The sequence below is a fragment of the Bradyrhizobium sp. USDA 4454 genome (genome assembly GCF_054822705.1).
The window spans coordinates 3,423,503-3,438,913 of record NZ_JBTRCN010000001.1; the positions used below are offsets into that span (position 1 = coordinate 3,423,503).

Consider the following 15,411-nt stretch of genomic DNA (forward strand, 5'->3'; position numbering starts at 1 on the left):
ACAGCGCGCTGGTTGGCTGGTTGCCGCAAGTGTATGCCTGCCTTTGCCCATACAGTTTGGCGATATTGTACTGATCCGTTCCTACCTTGGCCAGCCCGCCCTCGCTATCTTCGCCCGCGAAAGTCGAGGTGCGCGATGAGCGATTCGAAGACGAAGGCGTTGTCGGAAAAGTCCTTGGCGGGCGAGGGGAGCAGCGGCAGTTCGCTGGAGGGCTGGGGCAGCGGCCTGCTCGGCGTGATCATCTTCAGCGGCTCGTTGCCGGCGACCCGCGTGGCGGTGGCCGGGTTCTCGCCGCTGTTTTTGACCTCGGCACGCGCCGCGATCGCGGCACTGCTCGGCGCCGTGCTGCTCGCGGTGCTGCGGCAGCCCTGGCCGGAACGGCGCGACCTGGTGTCGCTGACAACAGTGGCGCTCGGCGTCGTGATCGGCTTTCCGCTGCTGACGGCGCTCGCGCTCCAGCATATCACCTCGGCGCATTCGATCGTGTTCATCGGGCTGTTGCCGCTGTCGACCGCGATCTTGGGCGTGCTGCGCGGCGGCGAGCGGCCGAAGCCAAGATTCTGGCTGTTCTCCGGCGTCGGCAGCGCCACGGTCGCAGCCTTCGCGTTGTCGGGCGACGGATCGGCATCGCTGGCCGGCGACCTGCTGATGGTCGCCGCCATCATCGTCTGCGGCCTCGGCTATGCCGAAGGGGCGGCGCTGTCGCGCCGGCTCGGCGGCTGGCAGGTGATCTCCTGGGCGCTGGTGCTCTCGGCGCCGGTGGTGCTCGTGATGACCATCATGACGCTGCCGCCGAGCTGGCAGGACATCGGCGCGCCGGCCTGGCTCGGGCTTGGCTATGTCTCCGTCTTCAGTATGCTGGTCGGCTTCGTGTTCTGGTACCGCGGCCTTGCGCGCGGCGGCATCGCCAGCGTCGGCCAGTTGCAGCTCTTGCAACCGTTCTTCGGCCTCGCGCTGGCCGGGCTGCTGCTGCACGAACCGGTGCCGTGGTCGATGATCGCAGCGACCATGCTGGTCGTCGTCTGCGTCGTGTTCGCGCGCCGCTTCGCCTGACGGCTGTCTCCCCTCAGGCCGGATCCTGTGCCTTGCCGATTCGCCCAAGATGGGTGTAGCCGAACCCGGCGTCGTATTTCAGCCCATAGCCGAGCGCGCGATCGATCCCGATATGGGCGAGCCAGATCATCGCGATCGACAGCACCAGCGGTCCTTCGCCGGCAAAACCCAGCGTCATCAGCGCCACCGGCGCCAGATAGGTGTGGGCGGCGTTATAGGCGATGGCGCCGGCCCGCGGGCTGATCAGGTAGGCGGCAAAGCTGATATCCGGCACCAGGAACAGCAGCACATAGACCAGCCAGGACCCCTCCCACTTGTAGTAGAGCACGGTCATCCCGACGAACAGCACCAGCCCCTCGAGCCGGAGCAGGGTGCGGACCCCACCGGTCGCGGCGCCGGTCTCGGTCGTGGTCGTGTCAGTCATCGTTCTCTCCCCAGATGTCGGAAAATCCTACCGTTTTTGCGCCCGAACCCGCTTACAAGCGGCTTTCCGGTTCCGAAATGGCCGTGCTAAAGCCATTTCCGAACCAAAGGGACCCCCGGCTGGCGCCGGGACGCGGATTGTAGCTAACACGGGCGGAAGCAAATGAAAGACATCCTCGATACCCTCGAAGAGCGGCGCGCCGGCGCCAAGCTGGGCGGCGGCGAAAAGCGCATCGAGGCGCAGCACGCCCGCGGGAAATTGACCGCCCGCGAGCGGATCGAGCTGTTGCTTGACAAGGGCTCGTTCGAGGAATTCGACATGTTCGTCGAGCACCGCTCGATCGAGTTCGGCATGGAGAAGAGCAAGATCCCCGGCGACGGCGTCGTCACCGGCTGGGGCACCGTCAACGGCCGCAAGACGTTTGTCTTTGCCAAGGACTTCACGGTGTTCGGCGGTTCGCTGTCGGAAACGCATGCGCTGAAAATTACAAAACTTCAGGACATGGCGATGAAGGCGAGGGCGCCGATCATCGGCCTCTATGACGCCGGCGGCGCGCGCATCCAGGAGGGCGTAGCTGCGCTCGCAGGCTATTCCTACGTGTTCCGCCGCAACGTCATTGCGTCAGGCGTGATTCCACAGATCTCCGTCATCATGGGCCCGTGTGCCGGCGGCGACGTCTACTCGCCCGCGATGACGGACTTCATCTTCATGGTGAAGAACACCAGCTACATGTTCGTCACCGGCCCCGACGTGGTGAAGACCGTCACCAACGAGGTGGTGACCGCGGAGGAACTCGGCGGCGCCTCGGTGCACGCGACGCGCTCCTCGATCGCCGACGGCGCCTTCGAGAACGACGTCGATGCGCTGCTGCAGATGCGCCGGCTGATCGACTTCCTGCCGTCGAACAATTCGGATGGCGTGCCGGAATGGCCGAGCTTCGATTCCATCGAGCGGGTCGACACTTCCCTGGATACGCTGATCCCCGATAATCCGAACAAGCCCTACGACATGAAGGAACTGATCCTGAAGGTCGTCGACGAGGGCGACTTCTTCGAGATCTCGGAGACCTTCGCCAAGAACATCGTCACCGGCTTCGGCCGCATCGCCGGCCGCACCGTCGGCTTCGTTGCCAACCAGCCGATGGTGCTGGCGGGCGTGCTCGACTCGGATGCCTCGCGCAAGGCCGCGCGCTTCGTGCGGTTCTGCGATGCTTTCAACATCCCGATCGTCACCTTCGTCGACGTGCCGGGCTTCCTGCCCGGAACCGCGCAGGAATATGGCGGCCTGATCAAGCACGGCGCCAAACTGCTGTTCGCCTATTCGCAATGCACGGTACCGCTCGTCACCATCATCACCCGCAAGGCCTATGGCGGCGCCTTCGACGTGATGGCGTCGAAGGAGATCGGCGCCGACATGAACTACGCCTGGCCGACCGCGCAGATCGCCGTGATGGGCGCCAAGGGCGCGGTCGAGATCATCTTCCGCTCAGACATCGGCGACCCCGACAAGATCGCGGCCCGCACCAAGGAATACGAAGACCGCTTCCTGTCGCCCTTCATCGCCGCCGAGCGCGGCTACATCGACGACGTCATCATGCCGCATTCGACAAGAAAGCGGATCGCGCGCGCGCTGGCGATGTTGAAGGACAAGAAGGTGGAAATCCCGGCGAAGAAGCACGACAATCTGCCGTTGTGACGACAGCGTAGGGTAGGTTAGCGCAAGCGTAACCCGCCATCTTCGTCCGCACGATCCGCGGCGGGTTACGGCTTCCGCCTAACCCGCCCCACAGGTTCGCAATCCGATGACCGAAGACGAGCCGACCGACGAGATCTCCGAGATCGAGGCGCAGATCGAGGAACTGGCCGAGAGCGCCGAACGATCGCGGCGGATCATTCTCGGCTCGAAGGTGGCAATCGCCGGTGGGGTCGCATTGCTAGTGGCTGCGCTGCTTGGCCTGGTCGGTTCCGGCGAGACCGCGGCGCTCGGATCGATCGCGCTGGTGCTCGGCGGCATCGTGTCGCTCGGATCGAATGTCAGCACCTTGCGGCAGACCGAGGCCGCGATCAGCACCGCCGAGGCGCGCCGCGCGCGTCTGATCGGCAATATCGATCTTCGGCTGGTGCATGATGCGCCGTTGAAGCTGATGTGAGCGAACCTTGGTAGGTTGTAGCCCGGATGAGCCAACGGGTCGCGCGAACGCGCGCCCGATGACAGGCTCCGCGATATCCGGGGCCAATCCATCGGCGCGGCGGAGATTGCCCCCGCATATCGCTTCGCTCATGCGGGCAACATGCTTCGCTCACTACTCTCCGTCATTCCGGGGCTCGCCGTAGGCGAGAGCCCGGAATCCATTGGGCCGCAAAGCGCGTGGGGCAGTGGAGTGCGGGCTCACGCTTCGCAGCCCCGGAATGACGGGTGGAGAGCGCGTGTCCTGCGACATATTAACCCGACGGGCAAAATTCCGCTTCGCGTTTCACCCAACTCAGATGTTCAATATGCGTGTCTCACCCGATCGAGGGGCGCTGCGCATCGTCAGGAAGTGTTGCGGTGAGATGCGGTGGACGCCGATTGCGCAACTGACGAGTGCGCGATCAGACGGACGGCGAAATCGTGCAGGCCTGACACCCTAGTGGCAGGAGTCTTTCCCTTGCGCATTGCGCGTGCGGAGACGGTGACAACAAAGCCAAGTCTCGCCGGGGTGAGCACGTATAAGCCGTAAGCCATCGCGCAGGGAAAGCCGGGTTGTTTCCGGTTACACCTGTGGTCCTACCCCCGTGCTTTCTACCCATTGCACGGGGCCCATGGGTGCGATCGGCACCCGGCTTTCCCTGCGCCCTCTGCTCGCAGAGCGGCGAAACCAAACGCAAAGCTCGGGCGAAACGCGCCGCGAGAATGCGGACGCTTATCCTCATCGCTGTTTGAGATGTGAATCGGAATCTGACCCCGTCATTGCGAGCGGAGCGAAGCAATCCATCACTCAGCGCATGCGGAGGGATGGATTGCTTCGTCGCTTCGCTCCTCGCAATGACGTGGAGAGAGAGACGCTTCCCCGTCATCCTGAGGAGCCGCGAAGCAGCGTCTCGAAGGATGCACGGCCCGGCCGGTGGCCGTGCATCCTTCGAGACGCGCGCAAAAGCGCGCTCCTCCAGCGACAAAGGCGAAGGCCTTTGCGCGGGGATGACGGTATTGGCAGCGACGCGCGTGGCTAGCTCGCTGCCAGCGGCACGTAGTCGTATTCGCCGACGCCTTGCAGGATCAGGAACGTCAGCGACGACGTGCCGGCGTTGGTGACGAGGTGCGGGCGGGTGGGTCTTACGGCATAGACCTCGCCGACCTTCAGGTTCACTTCCTCTTTCGGCTCCTGCAGGAACAGCCGCATCTGGCCTTCCAGCACATAGAACGTGTCGGAGATGTTGCTGTGGCTGTGCCACGGCACTTTCTGGGTCGGCGACAGTTGCAGCTCCATGATGCGGAATCCGGGGCGGGCGGCGTGCAGGGCGCGGCGCTCGACTTCATAGAGGTGGCTTGCATCCTTGAGCGGTTGTCCTGACTTCATGGCGGCCTCCCGGAGATGTTGTTGTGGCGTGATGCTAGTGCGGTTCGGCCGGTCGCGAAACCGTACGAACGGGCATGGCGGGCAGGACGTGCGTGCGTCTGTGTTTGTGCTGGGCTTGGGCTCGCGAAGGCGGCGTGGGCGTCGTGAGGTGGTGTGACGTCACAACGTCGGCAACGCGTCGAGTTCCGTCAAACGTGAATGGGCGGTTCAGCAAGCGTTCAGGTCGCGGCGAAAAAACTCACCGACTGGGCCGGTCCAATCCAGCAACAAAGGGAAACTCTCATGGAACGCAGGGATTTTCTGAAGATCGCCTTCGGTGTCGTCGCCTGTGCAGCCGCCTTCACAGCGACTGTCCAGGCCGCGCCGCTCGCACCGCTTCCTCTCACCCAACACGCACGCTCGCCGGCTAGCAGCGATGCGCTTCCGGCCGTCACCACGGGTGACGAAGTCGGTCGCCTGAAGCTCGAGCAGGTGCGCTGGCATCACGGTCACTGGGGCTGGCACCACCGGCACTGGCACCATCGGCACTGGCATCACCGACATTGGCACCACAGGCATTGGGGATGGAGGCATCACCATTGGCACCGGCATCATCACTGGCGCCGCTGGTGATTGAACCGGCTGATAATGCGCGAGACGTAGTTTGAAGTGCAGTGGCTTCAACGAAGAGGATTGCTCATGAAAATTCTTGCTGCGTCGCTGCTTGCGCTTGGCCTTGGTCTGGCGGCGATATCCGCGTCACAGGCCATGCCGATCGCGCCGCTTGATCCGGCCCAGTCCGCGTCGGACAACACCATCCGCGTTGCCGGCGGCTGCGGCCCGGGTTGGCATCGCGGGCCCTATGGCGGCTGCCGTCCGATGTACAATTGCCCGCCCGGCTGGCACTCGGGCCCGTTCGGCCGCCACTGCTTCCGCAATTGGTAAGCCTTCGACCGCAGCGGGCAGCAGCGTGCCTGCCGCGGTTGTCGAACAAGAAAAACCCCGCGCGAGACGGGGTTTTGTTTGCGCGAGATGTGCCGCGATCAGATCGGGCGGCAACGGCCATAGCGCCAGGCGAAGCCATAGGGGCAGGCGCGGACGCGCGGCGCCACCACGACCGCGCCGGGTGCGACGACGACGGGGCGCTCAACCACGACCGGGCCCGGCGCGACGACGACGGGACCACGATTCCTGACGCAGCCGCCATAGGGACCGCGATGCCAGCCCGGGCCACAGCCACCGGCAGCATCAGCGGCACTGATGCCGGCGAATGCGGTCGTCAGCAAAACGGCTGCTGCAAAAAGATACTTCATGTCTTCTCCTTTTTATGTGGGCCGCGCTGCGGCACCGCAACAAGCTTTCAGATTACCGATTCGCCCGGCCGGATCATTGCAGAAGCCGTGCCCGATGTCGCCGACGTTAGTGTTGCGGGCTGAATGCGACATGAATGTTGCAGCTCACACCTGCGTCAGTGCGCCGCAACCATGCGCGGCATCGTTTCAAAATATTTCGCAGGCGCGCGCAGGGCCGAGCGCATCGCGATCGGGACGCAGAGGTATCTGAGAACGAAACAAGTGAGACTGCGGGATCGGGAACGAGCGCGTGACTTACTCGCCGGTGCCGAACAGCGCCGCGAACCGCTTCTCGCCGTTGCGCGAGAAATTGACCACGCGACTGCCGGGCGTCGCATCGCGCGCGGCCCATTTCAATGCGGTGAAGCGATCCATCATCGCCGCACCCAGCGTGCCGGCGAGATGGTGCCGCCGCTCGCTCCAGTCGAGACAGGCCTTGCACACCGGACGGCGCGGATGGGTCAGCGCATCGGCGTCGATCTGCAGCTCCTCGGCCATGAAGCGCCTGCCTTCACCGGTCAGCTCGATCGCCTGCTTGTTCTGGCGCACCAGCTTCTGCCGCTTCATGCTGTCGAGCATCTGCACGCCGAGATCGCCGGCGAGATGGTCGTAGCAGATGCGGGCGCGGCGCAGCGCCGGGTCCTTCGGCCCGGTGCGCACCCGCATATGGCCGGCGCGGGCGGCGATGCCCTGCAGGCCTTCGAGCACGTCGGCGACGTCGGGATCGGAGAGGCGATAGTAGCGGTGGCGGCCTTGCTTCTCGGGCTCGATCAGCCCGCCGGCCTCGAGCTTGGCGAGATGCGAGCTCGCGGTCTGCGGCGTGATGCCGGCCTCCTGCGCCAGTTCGCTCGCGGTCAGCGCGCGTCCGGTCATCAGCGCGGTCAGCATGTTGCAGCGTGCGGGATCGCCGACCAGAGCCGCGATCCGGGAGATGTCGGGTCCTGCTTTCATAGTTCGATGATAGCCGAAGCATCGATGGCGGGCAAGCGGGTAGTCTTCACCGTGCCGTCATCGCGAGGCGCTCGCGACAAAATTGCAAAGCAATTTTGCGCTGAAGCGCCGAAGCAATCCATGGTTCCGCATATGCGGAGCGATGGATTGCTTCGCTGACGCTCGCAATGACGGGATCCATCTATCGGAGGCCCATCAATGACCATCACCGTTTTCATCCGCTACCAGCTCGATCCGTTCAAGCGCGCGATGTTCGAGGAGTATTCGAAGAACTGGCTGTCGATCATCCCGCGCTGCGGCGGCGATCTGGTCGGCTACTGGATGCCGCATGAGGGCACCAACAACGTCGCCTTCGCGCTGATCTCGTTCGAGAGCCTCGCCGCCTATGAGGCCTATCGCGCGCGGCTGCGCCAGGACAGCGAGGGCATGGCGAATTTCAACTTCGCGGAAGAAAACCGCTTCATCCTCGCAGAGGAGCGAACATTTCTGCGCAAGGTCGAGTTATAGTGGCGCCATGACAACAATGCGGAGGCGTCCATGATCGCCGTGATCTTCGAAGTCTGGCCGAAGCCGGAGCACCGGCAGCACTATTTCGATCTCGCCGCCGAGCTGAAGCCGATCCTGCAGGAGATCGACGGCTTCATCTCGGTCGAGCGGTTCGAGAGCATCACCGAGCCCGGCAAGTTCGTGTCGCTGTCATTCTTCCGCGACGAGGCCGCGGTGGAAGCCTGGCGCAACACCGTTGAGCATCGCCGCACCCAGGCCAAGGGCCGCGCGCGGATCTTTGACAATTATCGCCTGCGTGTTGCGAGCGTGATCAGGGATTACGGACTGAACGAGCGCGAGCAGGCGCCTAAAGACAGCCGCGCGGTGCATGAGCCGCACTAGCGTCTGGAAGCACGCGTGCCTATCTGTGCGCGGCCAACGACATCAGGGAGCGACCCATGCCACTGCCAACTGCTGACAAACGAGCCGCCTTCAAGAAGCTGCATGAGAGCGGGTGCTTCATCATCCCGAATCCGTTCGATGTCGGCAGCGCCCGTGCCTTGCAGCATCTCGGCTTCAAGGCGCTGGCCTCGACCAGCGCGGGCTTTGCCTGGACGATTGCCAAGGCCGACAATCGCGTTACGGTCGACGACGTCTGCGGTCACCTGACCGCGATCTGCGCGGCGGTCGATATTCCCGTCAACGCGGATTTCGAGGGCGGCTTCGCCGTCGAACCCGAGAAGGTTGCAGTCAATGTCGCGCGCGGCGTCAAGACCGGCGTCGCCGGGCTCTCGATCGAGGACTCCACGGGCGATGCGGCCAACGTGTTGTACGAGCACAAGCTCGCGGTCGAGCGCATCCGGGCGGCGCGCAAGGCGATTGACGCCGACAACAGCGGCGTGCTGCTCACCGGCCGCTGTGAGGCGTTCCTGTGGGGAATGAAGGATCTCAACCTGGTGATCGAGCGGCTGCAGGCCTATTCGGACGCCGGGGCCGACGTTTTGTATGCGCCGGGCATCTCGACCAAGGAGGAAATTACCTCGGTCGTGAAGGCGGTGGCGCCGAAGCCGGTCAATCTCCTTGTCGGCGGTGGGCCCGATCTGACGCTGCAAGCGGTGGCCGATCTCGGCGTGCGCCGGATCAGCATCGGCGGCGCGCTGGCGCGGATGGCCTGGAGCGGCGTCATGAAGGCGGCGAAGGAGATGGCTGAGAAGGGCACCTTCACTGAATTCGCCAACGGCTATCCCGGCGGCGAGCTCAACAGGATGTTCAAGTAGAGCGCACGCAAAAAAAAGCGGCGGGCCATCGGGGCCCGCCGCGTCTCCGCTCACGCTACGAGCGAGTTACTTCTTGTCGCCGGCTGAGTCGGTCGGTGCCGCCGAGCGGTCGATCTCTTGTCCGGTCGGCTTGTTCTCCGAGGGGGACGCCGGCTGGGCCGGCGCCGCGCCCGTAGTCATGCCGGGCTGGCTGTTCGGCTTCGGCGTCACGTCGCGCATGCCGGGAGGCGGCGCGGCCGGATTGACTGGCTGGGTCTGTGCGGTCTGGGCCGAGGGCGTGGTGCCCGCCTCATGCACCGACGTATTGTTCAAGCCGTAGAACAGCGCGCCGAGCACCACGGCCACCGCAACTGCGAACATCGCGATCTTGGTGGTGCTGGCCGGTCCCTCCTGCAGTTCCGGATCCGGCTGCAACTCGTTGTCCAGGTTGTTGAAGCGCGCCTGACGGCGGATTTCGTCATCGGTCAGGTTGGCGCGATACGGATCGTCAGGGTTGTAAGCCATTGCAAAGTTCCTCCGTTAGCACCTCAAGCTCAATGCAGGGGACAATGGCTGGCGCGTGAGGATGTTCCGCGCCAATGTTGCAACCTGTTCACGACGGAACCCGCGATTCCCGGTTCCAACATGCTTGATGAGGCGTTTTCGATGTGGACCATGCCGCCCACCGATTCGGTGCTGCACGTGCTCTCCTTCATCGCGGTGGCGGCGCAGTCGATGACGGCGGCGCTGGCGGCCGGCAGGCGCAGCATGGATTGGGCCGGCGTCTGCATGCTCGGGGCGATCACCGCGCTCGGCGGCGGCACCATCCGCGATGTGCTGCTCGGGCATTATCCGCTGCTTTGGGTCAAGCACCCGATCTACCTCGCGATCGCGGCCGCCGGCGCCTTCGCGACCATCCTGCTGACGCGGCTGGTGCTCAGGCTCAATCTCGCCTTCCTGGTGCTCGACGCGATCGGGCTCGTGGTGTTCACGATGGCCGGCTGCGACGTGGCCTGGCAGGTCGATGCCTCGCTGCCGATCGTGATCGTCTCGGGCATGATCACCGGCTGTGCCGGCGGCGTGCTGCGCGATATCCTGTGCAACGAGGTGCCGCTGCTGTTTCGCAGCGAGCTCTACGCCAGCGTCTCGGTGGTGACGGGGCTGTTCTACGCGACCGCGTTCGGACTGAACCTCAACCCTCCGGTCTGGACCCTGCTGACCTTCGCGATCGGGCTGACCTTCCGGATGCTCGCGATCCGCTACAAATGGGAGATGCCGAAATTCGTGTTCAGCGGCGAGGAGCGCTGAGCGGTTATTCGCTGTCCGCGCCTTCATTTCGCTGTCCGCGCCTTGGCGACGTCCTCCGCCGTCACGGCAGGCGCGGCATTGCCCCAGGAGTTGCGGATATAGGTCGCGACGTCGGCGACCTCCTGGTCGGTGAGCTTCGGATAGGCCGGCATCGAGCCTGAATTCGGCGCGCGTGGCGTGGTCACGCTTTGTGCGCCGTCGAGGATGATGCGCAGCGTGCTGGCAGGATTGGCCGATTGCAGATTGGCGTTGCCGGGCAGCGGCGGATAGATCCGCGGGCTGCCTGAGCCGTCGAGCTCATGGCAGGCGACGCAGGCGCCGCGATAGATGCGCTCGCCGTCGCTCATCTGCGCCGGCGAGGGCGCCGTGACCTCCGGCTCCGGCGTGCCGGCGGGCAGACTCTTCAGATAGGTGGCGATCGCGCGCACATCGGCGTCGCTCATCCTCGAGGTCGAATTGAGCACCACCTCTGACATCAAGGGACCGGCATGGCTGTGTCCGTTGCGGCCGCTCTGCAGATATTCGGCGATGTCATCGGCGTTCCATGACTTCAGCCCGCTGCGCGCGGCGCCGTCGAGCCGTGGCGCGAACATGCCCTGGACCATGCTGCCGCCGAATGCCTGGCCGCGCTTGTCGGCGCCGAAGGCGTTCTTCGGCGTATGACAGGCGCCGCAATGGCCGAGCGCCTCGACCAAATAGCGGCCGCGATTCCATTGCGCACCCTTGCCCTGGTCGGGCTGGATGATGCCGGGCGTGAAGAACAGCGCGTTCCAGGCCCGCATCAGCACGCGATAGTTCAGCGGCCAGCGCAGCTCCGGCGGCGGCGTGCGGTTGCTGACCGGCGCCATCGTCGCGAGATAGGCGCGGATCGCCAGGATGTCGTCGCGGATCAGTTTCGTGAAGTAAGGGTAGGGGAAGACGGGGTAATAATGCTTTCCGCCCGGCGCGACACCCCTTCGCAGCGCGCGGACAAAGTCGTCGTCACTCCAGCCGCCGATGCCGGTATCGCGGTCGGGGGTGAGGTTCGACGAGAACACCGCGCCGAACGGCGTGTCGATCCGCTTGCCTCCGGCGAAGGGTTTTGCCGGGTCGGCGGTGTGGCAGCTCGCACAGTCGCCGGCGATCGTGAGCGCCTTGCCGCGGGCAATGACGTCGTCGGCCGGCGCTGCGGCACATTCGCGCGCAGCGAACGCAGTGCACAACAGCAGGCCAGCCAGAATCGCACCCGTCGTTCGATGTCGTTGCCGCATCCACTCAACCTTCTGCACCTTCCGGTCCACAAGACGCGTCACGCCATTTCGCCGCGGGCCTGTCCTGCGACAGAAACCGAAACGGCCCCGCAATATTCCCGGCACGAAATTGCGATTTTTGGGCGACGGGCCTGGTCGCCCAGAATTGTGCTGCGCGGGCCGGAAAATCCGACATAGACTGGTTCTAACAAGCTCGGATGCCTAGCTAAAAAGCAGCCGCCGCGACCAGCGCAAAGAGGGCTAAATGGGAATCAACCAAGGGCCTATCAGCCTCGACCAGAAGTACACCCAAGGCACCGGCCACGTCTTCATGACCGGCATCCAGGCGCTGGTCCGCCTGCCCATGGCGCAGATCAGACGCGACCGCGCCGCAGGCCTCAACACGGCTGGGTTCATCTCCGGCTATCGCGGTTCCCCCCTCGGCGGCTACGACCAGCAGCTGTTCGCCGCCCGCAAGCATCTCGAGCAGTACAACATCAAATTCCAGCCCGGTGTGAACGAGGACTTAGCTGCCACCGCGATCTGGGGCTCGCAGCAGCTCGGGCTGTCGTCTGGCGCCAAGTATGATGGCGCGGTCGGCATCTGGTACGGCAAGGGCCCCGGCGTCGACCGCTGCGGCGACGTCTTCCGCCACGGCAATGCGGCAGGCTCGGCCAAGCATGGCGGCGTGCTCTGCCTTGCCGGCGACGACCATGGCGCAAAATCCTCCACCGTCCCGCATCAGTCCGACCACGCCTTCATCTCCGCGCTGATGCCTTACCTCTACCCCTCCAGCATCCATGAAATGATCGAGATGGGCCTCTTGGGTATCGCGATGTCGCGCTACTCGGGCTGCTGGGTCGGCATGAAGGTGATCACCGAAACGGTCGAGACCACGGCCGAGATCGACCTCACCGACGAGATGACGCCGTTCATCATCCCGGCCGATTTCGAGCTGCCGCCGGGCGGGCTCAACATCCGCTGGCCCGACGACCGTTTCGAGCAGGACCGCCGGTTGCAGGACTACAAGGGCTTTGCCGCGATCGCCTTTGCCCGCGCCAACAAGGTCAACCGCATCACCATGGATTCGCCGAACGCGCGCTACGGCATCATGGCCTCCGGAAAGAGCTATGAGGACATCCGCCAGGCGCTGCGCGAGCTCGGTATCACGCCTGAGATCGCCGCCAAGATCGGGCTGCGCCTTTACAAGATCGGCATGCCGTGGCCGCTGGAGCCGGAAGGCGTGCGCAACTTCGCCGTCGGGCTCGAGGAGATCTTCATCGTCGAGGAACGCCGCGAGATCGTCGAGAACCAGGTCAAGCAGGAGCTGTTCAACTGGCGCGACGATGTCCGCCCGCGCATCGTCGGCAAGATGGACGATCACGACAAGCGCTTCCTGACCTTCGCCGCCGAGCTCAGCGTCGCCTCGCTTGCGAGCTCGCTCACCGAACGGCTGCTTCGATTGAATCTCAATCCTGAAATCGCCAAGATGCTGCGCGCCAAGGCGGACTGGTTCAACGGCCGCCAGTCGAGCCAGATGCAGGCGACGGCGCCGGTCAGCCGCACGCCGTATTTCTGCTCGGGCTGCCCGCACAACACCTCGACCAAGGTGCCGGAAGGCAGCCGCGCGCTCGGCGGCATCGGCTGCCACTTCATGGCCCTGTGGATGAACCGGTCGACCGAAACCTTCACCCATATGGGCGGCGAGGGCGTGCCGTGGGTCGGCATCGCGCCGTTCACCAACGAGAACCACATCTTCGCCAATCTCGGCGACGGCACCTATTTCCACTCCGGCATTCTCGCGATCCGCCAGTCGATCGCGTCCAAGGCCAACATCACCTACAAGATCCTCTACAACGATGCGGTCGCCATGACCGGCGGCCAGCGCCATGACGGCGACCTGTCGCCGCAGCAGATCACCTTCCAGCTCCACGCCGAAGGCATCCGCGAAATCTATCTGGTCTCCGAAAACCCGAGTGCCTATCCGGCCGACACCATCGCGCCCGGCGTCAAGCTGTTCCATCGCGACGAGCTCGAGAACGTCCAGAAGATGTGCCGCGACACCAAGGGCACCTCGGCAATCGTGTTCGTACAGACCTGCGCCGCAGAGAAACGCCGCCGCCGCAAGCGCGGCCAGATGGAGGATCCGGCGCGCCGCGTGCTGATCAATCCCGCCGTCTGCGAAGGCTGCGGCGACTGCTCCGTGCAGTCGAACTGCATCTCGGTCGAGCCGCTGGAGACCGAACTGGGGCGCAAGCGCACCATCAACCAGTCGACCTGCAACAAGGACTATTCCTGTGTGAAGGGCTTCTGCCCGTCCTTCGTCACGGTCGATGGTGGCACCCTCAAGCGTCGCGCGCCCGCTGAACTCGGCGATATCGGCGCCTTGCCGGAGCCGGCCTCGAAGCCCGCGCTCGACCGGCCTTACAACATTGCGGTGGGCGGCGTCGGCGGCACCGGCGTGCTGACGATCGGCGCGCTGCTCGGCATGGCCGCGCATATCGAGGGCAAGGCCTCGATGATCCTCGACATGTCCGGTCTCGCGCAGAAGGGCGGCGCGGTGCTCAGCCACGTCCGGCTCTCCGAGCACACGGCGGACGTGACCTGCTCGCGGATCGTGACCGGCACCGCCGATCTGGTGCTCGCCGCGGACGAGGTCGTCGCGGTCTCGAAGGACACCATTACGCTGTGTGACCCGAGCCGGACCGTCGGCATCATCAACAGCCACATCATCCCGACCGCGGATTTCATCCTCAACCGCGACTTCAACTTCCAGAGCCGCAAGGTCAACAGCGTGCTGGAGACCGAGCTGCGCAAGGACTCCGCGTTCTTCGACTTCACCAAGCCGGCCGAAGCGTTGCTCGGCGACTCCATTGCCACCAACATCATGATGATGGGCTATGCCTATCAGCGCGGGCTTCTGCCGCTTTCGGCGGAATCGATCCAGCAGGCGATCGAGGTCAACGGCGTCTCGATCAAGATGAACACGCAGGCGTTCCAGCTCGGGCGTCTCGCTGCCGCCGATCCGTCGCGGCTCGCCGCGATGATGAAGGGGCAGGATGACGACGCAGCCCCGGTCAAGTCGCTGGATGCGATGTCGCTCGACGAGATCATCACCCACCGCATGGCGCTTCTGACCGACTACCAGAACGGGCGTCTGGCCAAACGCTACCGGAAACTGGTCGACCAGGTCCGCGACGCCGCCACCAAGGGCGGCTATGGCGAGGCGCTGCCGCGGGCGGTCGCGATCAACTACGCAAAACTGCTCGCCTACAAGGACGAGTATGAGGTGGCGCGGCTGTTCACCGATGGCCGCTTCGAAAAACAGCTGCGCGACCAGTTCGAGGGCGAATTCACGTTCAACTTCAATCTGGCGCCGCCGATCCTCGGTGGCGGGCTCGACGCGCAGGGCCGCCCGAAGAAGCGCGCTTTCGGTTCGTGGATGATGTCGGCCTTCAGGGTCCTGGCGCGATTCCGCTTCCTGCGCGGCACGCCGCTCGACATCTTCGGCTACAGCGCCGACCGCAAGCTCGAGCGCGACCTGATCGCGGGCTACGAGAAGGACGTCGCGACGGTGCTGAGCCTGCTGTCGCCGCTCAATCACGACATCGCCGTCGAGCTGCTGTCGCTGCCCGATCGCATCCGCGGCTACGGCCCGGTGAAGGAGAAGGCGATCAAGGAGGCGAAGGTTCGCTACGCGCAACTCGCCGCCGACCTCGCCAACCCGCCGCCCGCGCCACGGCAGCTGGCGGCGGAGTAGATGCGGCGAAGCTGCGTAGGGTGGGTTAGCGCAGCGTAACCCACCATTCGTCGCCAC

At 64.8% G+C, this 15,411-nt stretch carries 16 protein-coding genes; 10 read left to right on the forward strand and 6 right to left on the reverse strand.

Annotation, left to right across the window (positions count from 1 at the left end; all coding sequences use genetic code 11):
- The first annotated feature begins 135 nt into the window (after window positions 1-135).
- Window positions 136-1,053, forward strand: coding sequence for a DMT family transporter (locus tag ACVIW0_RS15935; RefSeq protein WP_461353171.1), 918 nt, complete (start codon window positions 136-138; stop codon window positions 1,051-1,053).
- 13 nt (window positions 1,054-1,066) lie between these two features.
- On the opposite strand, the gene ACVIW0_RS15940 is transcribed toward ACVIW0_RS15935, so the two are convergent.
- Window positions 1,067-1,477, reverse strand: coding sequence for a DUF4260 domain-containing protein (locus tag ACVIW0_RS15940; RefSeq protein WP_461353172.1), 411 nt, complete (start codon window positions 1,475-1,477; stop codon window positions 1,067-1,069).
- 162 nt (window positions 1,478-1,639) lie between these two features.
- On the opposite strand from ACVIW0_RS15940, the gene ACVIW0_RS15945 reads away from it, so the two are divergent.
- Together ACVIW0_RS15945 and ACVIW0_RS15950 are read left to right on the forward strand one after the other, a co-directional pair.
- Window positions 1,640-3,172 carry an acyl-CoA carboxylase subunit beta gene (locus ACVIW0_RS15945; RefSeq protein ID WP_461353173.1) on the forward strand — a complete coding sequence of 511 codons (1,533 nt, stop codon included), beginning with the start codon at window positions 1,640-1,642 and terminating at the stop codon, window positions 3,170-3,172.
- 106 nt (window positions 3,173-3,278) lie between these two features.
- Window positions 3,279-3,626 carry a hypothetical protein gene (locus tag ACVIW0_RS15950; RefSeq protein WP_461353174.1) on the forward strand — a complete coding sequence of 116 codons (348 nt, stop codon included), beginning with the start codon at window positions 3,279-3,281 and terminating at the stop codon, window positions 3,624-3,626.
- Between the two features lie 1,056 nt (window positions 3,627-4,682).
- On the opposite strand, the gene ACVIW0_RS15955 is transcribed toward ACVIW0_RS15950, so the two are convergent.
- Window positions 4,683-5,033, reverse strand: coding sequence for a cupin domain-containing protein (locus tag ACVIW0_RS15955; RefSeq protein ID WP_461353175.1), 351 nt, complete (start codon window positions 5,031-5,033; stop codon window positions 4,683-4,685).
- 282 nt (window positions 5,034-5,315) lie between these two features.
- Here ACVIW0_RS15955 and ACVIW0_RS15960 point away from each other — a divergent pair, with 282 nt between their 5' ends.
- The gene (locus ACVIW0_RS15960) at window positions 5,316-5,645 is read left to right on the forward strand and encodes a twin-arginine translocation signal domain-containing protein (RefSeq protein ID WP_461353176.1); all 330 of its coding nucleotides are present in this window, start codon (window positions 5,316-5,318) and stop codon (window positions 5,643-5,645) included.
- A gap of 66 nt (window positions 5,646-5,711) precedes the next feature.
- Window positions 5,712-5,957 carry a GCG_CRPN prefix-to-repeats domain-containing protein gene (locus ACVIW0_RS15965; protein WP_461353177.1) on the forward strand — a complete coding sequence of 82 codons (246 nt, stop codon included), beginning with the start codon at window positions 5,712-5,714 and terminating at the stop codon, window positions 5,955-5,957.
- Window positions 5,958-6,055: 98 nt separating this feature from the next.
- On the opposite strand, the gene ACVIW0_RS15970 is transcribed toward ACVIW0_RS15965, so the two are convergent.
- Window positions 6,056-6,325 (reverse strand): GCG_CRPN prefix-to-repeats domain-containing protein, encoded by a 270-nt coding sequence (locus tag ACVIW0_RS15970; protein WP_461353178.1) that lies wholly within the window; start codon window positions 6,323-6,325, stop codon window positions 6,056-6,058.
- A 294-nt stretch (window positions 6,326-6,619) separates the two neighbouring features.
- Window positions 6,620-7,315, reverse strand: a complete 696-nt coding sequence (locus tag ACVIW0_RS15975; protein WP_461353179.1) for an ArsR/SmtB family transcription factor — start codon at window positions 7,313-7,315, stop codon at window positions 6,620-6,622.
- Between the two features lie 198 nt (window positions 7,316-7,513).
- On the opposite strand from ACVIW0_RS15975, the gene ACVIW0_RS15980 reads away from it, so the two are divergent.
- Genes ACVIW0_RS15980 through ACVIW0_RS15990 form a run of 3 tightly spaced genes read left to right on the forward strand, consistent with a single transcriptional unit; the run spans window position 7,514 to window position 9,078 of the window.
- Window positions 7,514-7,822 (forward strand): NIPSNAP family protein, encoded by a 309-nt coding sequence (locus tag ACVIW0_RS15980; RefSeq protein ID WP_461353180.1) that lies wholly within the window; start codon window positions 7,514-7,516, stop codon window positions 7,820-7,822.
- A gap of 30 nt (window positions 7,823-7,852) precedes the next feature.
- Window positions 7,853-8,203 carry an antibiotic biosynthesis monooxygenase family protein gene (locus ACVIW0_RS15985; RefSeq protein ID WP_461353181.1) on the forward strand — a complete coding sequence of 117 codons (351 nt, stop codon included), beginning with the start codon at window positions 7,853-7,855 and terminating at the stop codon, window positions 8,201-8,203.
- A 56-nt stretch (window positions 8,204-8,259) separates the two neighbouring features.
- On the forward strand, window positions 8,260-9,078 hold the full coding sequence (locus tag ACVIW0_RS15990; RefSeq protein ID WP_461353182.1) for an isocitrate lyase/PEP mutase family protein: 819 nt from the start codon (window positions 8,260-8,262) through the stop codon (window positions 9,076-9,078).
- A 66-nt stretch (window positions 9,079-9,144) separates the two neighbouring features.
- On the opposite strand, the gene ACVIW0_RS15995 is transcribed toward ACVIW0_RS15990, so the two are convergent.
- Window positions 9,145-9,582 carry a hypothetical protein gene (locus tag ACVIW0_RS15995; RefSeq protein ID WP_461353183.1) on the reverse strand — a complete coding sequence of 146 codons (438 nt, stop codon included), beginning with the start codon at window positions 9,580-9,582 and terminating at the stop codon, window positions 9,145-9,147.
- Between the two features lie 141 nt (window positions 9,583-9,723).
- Between ACVIW0_RS15995 and ACVIW0_RS16000 the strand changes: the two genes are divergently transcribed.
- A complete protein-coding gene (locus tag ACVIW0_RS16000) occupies window positions 9,724-10,365 on the forward strand; it encodes a trimeric intracellular cation channel family protein (protein WP_461353184.1) in 642 nt (213 codons plus the stop codon).
- A 23-nt stretch (window positions 10,366-10,388) separates the two neighbouring features.
- On the opposite strand, the gene ACVIW0_RS16005 is transcribed toward ACVIW0_RS16000, so the two are convergent.
- Complete coding sequence (locus ACVIW0_RS16005) at window positions 10,389-11,615, reverse strand: c-type cytochrome (RefSeq protein ID WP_461357347.1); 1,227 nt, start codon at window positions 11,613-11,615, stop codon at window positions 10,389-10,391.
- Between the two features lie 244 nt (window positions 11,616-11,859).
- Here ACVIW0_RS16005 and ACVIW0_RS16010 point away from each other — a divergent pair, with 244 nt between their 5' ends.
- Complete coding sequence (locus tag ACVIW0_RS16010; protein WP_461353185.1) at window positions 11,860-15,354, forward strand: indolepyruvate ferredoxin oxidoreductase family protein; 3,495 nt, start codon at window positions 11,860-11,862, stop codon at window positions 15,352-15,354.
- The last annotated feature ends 57 nt before the right edge of the window (window positions 15,355-15,411 follow it).